Below are 586 nucleotides of genomic sequence, written 5' to 3'. Positions count from 1 at the left end.
GAACATCAGTTTCGGCGGCGACGTCAGTGGCACCACGGCAGGCGGCAGCAGCCTGACTTTGATGGCGGGCACGGCGGGCACGGTGTCGCTCGATACGGTGGGCGGCGCCTTTGCGCTCAACAACCTGACGGTCAGCGGCGCCAGCACGCTCAACGGCGACGTCACCACCAGCGGAGCGCAGACCTACAACGGTGCCGTGTCGCTGGGCAGCGACATGACGTTGGCGAGCACGGGCAGTGGAAACATCGATTTCACCTCGACGGTGAATGGCGCACATGCGTTGACGGTAAACACCGCCGGTGTCACCACCTTCGGCGGCGTGGTGGGCGGCACGACGGCGTTGACCAGCCTCACCACGGACGCGCCCGGCAGCACCACGCTGGGCGGCGCGGTGACGACGACGGGCGCGCAAACCTACAACGACGCAGTGACCTTGTCCGGCAACGTGACGCTGACGACCACCAACAGTGCGGTGGATTTCGGCAGCACGGTGGACAACGCGAGCACGACGGCCGAAAACCTGACGGTGAGCGCGGGCAGCGGCGCGGTGACGTTTGGCGGAACGGTGGGCGGCAATGCGACCAAC

The 586-nt window shown here is 67.1% G+C and carries 1 pseudogene; it reads left to right on the top strand.

Annotated elements, in window-relative coordinates:
- A pseudogene (locus tag IHE49_RS18355) lies at window positions 1-586 on the top strand (hypothetical protein); the annotation flags it as partial.

The organism is Rhodanobacter sp. 7MK24, assembly GCF_014842995.1.
Classification (GTDB): Bacteria; Pseudomonadota; Gammaproteobacteria; order Xanthomonadales; family Rhodanobacteraceae; genus Rhodanobacter_A.
This window is presented reverse-complemented; position numbering and strand designations above follow the sequence as displayed.